This is a genomic window from Enterobacter sichuanensis (genome assembly GCF_002939185.1).
Classification (GTDB): Bacteria; Pseudomonadota; Gammaproteobacteria; order Enterobacterales; family Enterobacteriaceae; genus Enterobacter; species Enterobacter sichuanensis.
The window spans coordinates 1-4,605 of sequence record NZ_POVL01000103.1 but is presented as its reverse complement, the minus strand read 5'-3'; the positions used below and the strand labels follow the sequence as shown (position 1 = coordinate 4,605).

The 4,605-nt window shown below is 39.2% G+C and carries 4 protein-coding genes and 1 pseudogene; all 5 read right to left on the bottom strand.

The features are described from left to right. Positions 1-542: pseudogene (locus C5687_RS23480) on the bottom strand (IS1 family transposase); the annotation flags it as partial. 353 nt (positions 543-895) lie between these two features. Further along, positions 896-1,501, bottom strand: a complete 606-nt coding sequence (locus C5687_RS23470) for a hypothetical protein (protein ID WP_104558151.1) — start codon at positions 1,499-1,501, stop codon at positions 896-898. 2 nt (positions 1,502-1,503) lie between these two features. Next, positions 1,504-3,060, bottom strand: a complete 1,557-nt coding sequence (locus tag C5687_RS24685; protein WP_131824859.1) for a glycosyltransferase family protein — start codon at positions 3,058-3,060, stop codon at positions 1,504-1,506. Continuing rightward, on the bottom strand, positions 3,057-3,983 hold the full coding sequence (locus C5687_RS23460) for a glycosyltransferase family 2 protein (RefSeq protein WP_075184130.1): 927 nt from the start codon (positions 3,981-3,983) through the stop codon (positions 3,057-3,059). Before C5687_RS23460 ends, C5687_RS24685 begins: the two co-directional genes overlap by 4 nt. After that, the gene (locus C5687_RS23455; RefSeq protein ID WP_075184131.1) at positions 3,980-4,342 is read right to left on the bottom strand and encodes a GtrA family protein; all 363 of its coding nucleotides are present in this window, start codon (positions 4,340-4,342) and stop codon (positions 3,980-3,982) included. The genes C5687_RS23460 and C5687_RS23455 overlap by 4 nt, the downstream gene beginning before the upstream one ends. Between the last annotated feature and the right edge of the window lie 263 nt (positions 4,343-4,605).

Below are 4,605 nucleotides of genomic sequence, written 5' to 3'. Positions count from 1 at the left end.
TACGTGCAGCTTTCCCTTCAGGCGGGATTCATACAGCGGCCAGCCATCCGTCATCCATATCACCAAGTCAAAGGGTGACAGCAGGCTCATAAGACGCCCCAGCGTCGCCATAGTGCGTTCACCGAATACGTGCGCAACAACCGTCTTCCGGAGCCTGTCATACGCGTAAAACAGCCAGCGCTGGCGCGATTTAGCCCCGACATAGCCCCACTGTTCGTCCATTTCCGCGCAGACGATGACGTCACTGCCCGGCTGTATGCGCGAGGTTACCGACTGCGGCCTGAGTTTTTTAAGTGACGTAAAATCGTGTTGAGGCCAACGCCTATAATGCGGGCAGTTGCCCGGCATCCAACGCCATTCATGGCCATATCAATGATTTTCTGGTGCGTACCGGGTTGAGAAGCGGTGTAAGTGAACTGCAGTTGCCATGTTTTACGGCAGTGAGAGCAGAGATAGCGCTGATGTCCGGCGGTGCTTTTGCCGTTACGCACCACCCCGTCAGTAGCTGAACAGGAGGGACAGCTGATAGAAACAGAAGCCACTGGAGCACCTCAAAAACACCATCATACACTAAATCAGTAAGTTGGCAGCATCACCGGGTTATTACAGCAAACTGAATTTCCAAACTAAATTTTTTTATTTTAAAAAGCATTAACAAAGAAACTGCAACAGCAACTAAAAATGAAGATATGTAAGCAAGGTCGTTATCAATGAAAAATACATTTAGCATTCGACCGATAATTAATATCGACCACCATAAGTTATGTGCCCACTCAGCAACTGGGATTAGTTCAATGTGATGAATAGGAATGGAGAAGTAGTTCTGAATAAACCCGGAAAAATAAACGGCAAATCCGAAAATAAGTGGGATTGATAATATTGCTATTTTTCTATCTTAATATGTAAGAATGAGTACGGAGATTATTAATGGTAGGTAGAACGATGCGATAAACCATGGGTCAGACAATGATGAAAGCAGACATAAAAATGAAGATGCCAGCATCAAGGTTATAGATCTATTATGTACGGAAAATAATGCAAAAATAAATGCCATAACCCCGAAAGCGTTTGTGGAGTTATGGGAAAAGGCATGTGCGGCAAAGCCATAAGTAAATGTGTAGGCAGGTAGCAGAGTAATTGCCAGCGATGAAATCGCAGCAACCATAATATTAGTATATTTTCTTGCTATTAAGAATGCGACGACAGAAATAGCAAAAGAAAAAATAGCTGTTCCTATTGTTATCGGAACAAGGCCATCACTTCCAGCAATTTTAAAAATAACCCAATGAACAGGATATATTGTAAAGTACCAACTGTCGACAGTGGGTGTCCAATCCTTCAAAACTGAAATCCCATGCAAAGCAAACTCCCTTAGTACTAAAGGACTGTTTGCAACGTCTGCTTCTACAAATAGATATCTATCAGTAAGAAAATAAATTATAGCTGCCATTATCACGAAGAAAACAAAAGTGGCTGAAAATTCACGTTTATTGTTAATCATTTTCATTTCCTTTTTAAAGCAAATAACAATATGGTAAGTGTTGTGCATATTGATACTATGAAAGAGATTAATACGATCTGTTTGAACCTATAAGTTGTGTCAATACGTATAATGTAATTACCTTTATTCAATTCCGCTTTGAAATAACCCTCTCTCGAATATCTTTTTGCCCCATCTAACTCTAATGATTTATAAGACATAAAAGGTATGCTGCAAGTAGTTTTTGTTGGAATACTAAATTTGAAAACAGGTAGCCCATTTGAACCTAAGGTTCGTGAGAAAGCGTATGACATCCCATTATCGCATTTTAATCCTTTAATCCAGTCACCAAGCTCTGGTGCATTTGATAGAACATAATCTTTATAATTTGCACTGGTGGCAATATCAATTGTGAGTTTGTTGCTGCTTTTTTTAGGTACAGTAATCGCACTAGTCATCAAACATGTTGATGTGAAAATTAACATCGTATATTTTAATTTAATTCTTCCCGATGAATGGAGAATAATTAAAATACTAAATAGTAGAAATGGAATAAAGCGCCAAGTAAATTGAATTTTTGATAAATGTGTAAATACGCCACCTAGAAAACCAAAATTAATGCCACCACAAATGATTAGTAATATAATTGAAACAAGCAGGTAATCATGTTTCTTTTTATTGTGATCTGTCGCAAAGTTCCATATAAATGCAATGGTAATTGGCAGCCCAACCCCTAATGCCATTCCCTTTAGGGGGCCCGATTTTATCATTTCTCCAGAAATAAGATCATAAAGTGATATATATTTTTGCGACATTGTTGGGAACCAGTCACGATCTAACATAGTAAATGACTCACCATGTGTTGAATATATCAATGGGAATACATACCAACTACATAATAGTATTGATATACAAACGCTAACAACATACTGAACTAATCTTCGTCTATTTAGGGAGTAATATATGATAAATACAACCCCAGAACATAAAGTTGCAGGGATATTGGATAAAATAAAAATAATATTCGCAGAAACTAAAAAGAATATTGATTCTCGGCTTGATGCATATCCTAGGCCATATAAAAATAACGGAATGGCGCATATTGCCATTGCTTCTGGGTAAGATGACCTTATGAAAATATTATCAACCATATAGATTGAGCATGAAAAGCACAATGAATAAAGTGCTGATAATAATTTATTTCCATTTATTCTAATTAAAACGAAGTAGGATGTAAGAAATGACGATATCGCAATGAATATCGCTAATAACTTAACGGTAACATTGAAATCGTGGCTTATATAAAAAAATATAGAACCTAATAAATTTGCTAATGGTGGATAAAATAAATTGCTCCCATACCCAGGGTGATTTTTATAATCAACGTCATAATATGGGATTAATTGACCATTCTTTAATCCATTGACTGAGGATAACACTCTATTAATATGAAATAAATAATCGTGGCCTGACCAGCTGTCATGGTGAAAGACTGGCATCCACGATATATAAAAACAAATAAAAACAGCAACTAAACCAATAGCACTTGTAATATATTTGTTTAATTGTTTGTTATTCATTTGTGGCTTTTCCATTTTTTCAGTATGTATTTAGGTCTGGATTTTGTTTCAACATATATTCTTCCTATGTACTCGCCAAGGACACCAATGCCAATCAGTTGAATTCCGCCTAGAAATAATATAGATACCAAAAGTGATGGGTATCCACGAACTGGGTTACCGAAGGCGAATGTATCAAAAATCATCCATGTGCCATATAAAAATGCTATTCCTGCCACGAACAAACCAATGTATGTCCACATACGCAGCGGAAATGTTGAAAAGCTCGTTATCCCTTCTAAAGCAAGGTTCCAAAGTTTCCATCCATTAAACTTGGAATCACCTGCTACACGTTCTGCACGAGCGTACTCTACAACATCAGTCGTGCCGCCAACCCAACTCAGTACCCCTTTCATAAAAAGATTCCTCTCAGGCATGAGTTTAATATTGTCTACAACTTCACGGGACATTAGCCTAAAATCACCCACATTCTCTTCAATTTTTGGATAGCTAATTTTGTTATGCAGTTTATAGAACCATTCAGCTGACTTGCGCTTGAGATGGCTATCTGTTGAACGATCTGAGCGTTTTGCCAGAACCATGTCGGCACCTGATTTCCACTTCTCAATCAGATGAGGAATAACTTCAATCGGATCCTGAAGGTCAACATCAATCGGTATTACAGCATCGCCAGTGGCATGCTCAAGGCCTGCAAACAGTGCCGGTTCTTTACCGAAGTTGCGGGTGAATGACAGAGCCTGGACTAGTGGGTCCCACGAAGCTATGGAATTAATAATGGACTCAGTTCCGTCTTTGCTGCCATCATTAATAAAAACGATCTCAACCTCGTATTTCTTTAACTCTTCGAAATCCCGCACCATTTTATAGAAAATTGGTATCGTGACCTCTTCGTTGAAGACCGGAACGACTAAAGAAATCTTCATTTCGCTTCCCTAAAAACAATGAATTTTGAGTAGAAAAAACCGCAAACAAGACTGATTGCTGAGAACGCAACAAGCGTGATAATGGGAGGCAACCCGCATTTGTCAGCAGCCCAACCCACGGCAGCGCTCAGAGTTCCCATGAAGCCAACATAGAGTATGTACCGTAGCGTCGAAGTGGATGCTTTGAATGTGAAACGTGCGTTAGCGTAAAAACTAAAACTGACGGCTACCACGAAACCTGCAAAGTTCGCCAATGCCTGGCTTGTGGATAGTCCATACACGCAAACACCAAACACAACCCAGTGAATGAGCGTGTTTAAAACGCCAATCGATGTGTACTTAGCAAAAAGTTTTAACATTAGAAAAATCAGTCAATTCTGAGAAGGCAGAAGTTTAGCACCAACAGACAACTTGATCGACTATCAGAATAAGAGGCACTGTATATGCATACAGCATGCGTTTTGAGGTGACTCCATGCCGCGTCGCTCAGATATGGAGCTGGCCTTCCGGTCAGCAATAGTGCATGAAAGGTCAGGCCGCAGGGTTGTGAAAACTGCTGATTTTGTTCAGGAACTACTAAAGGTTAACTGGAATCTCAGCATGGGTAATGACTCCAACTTAT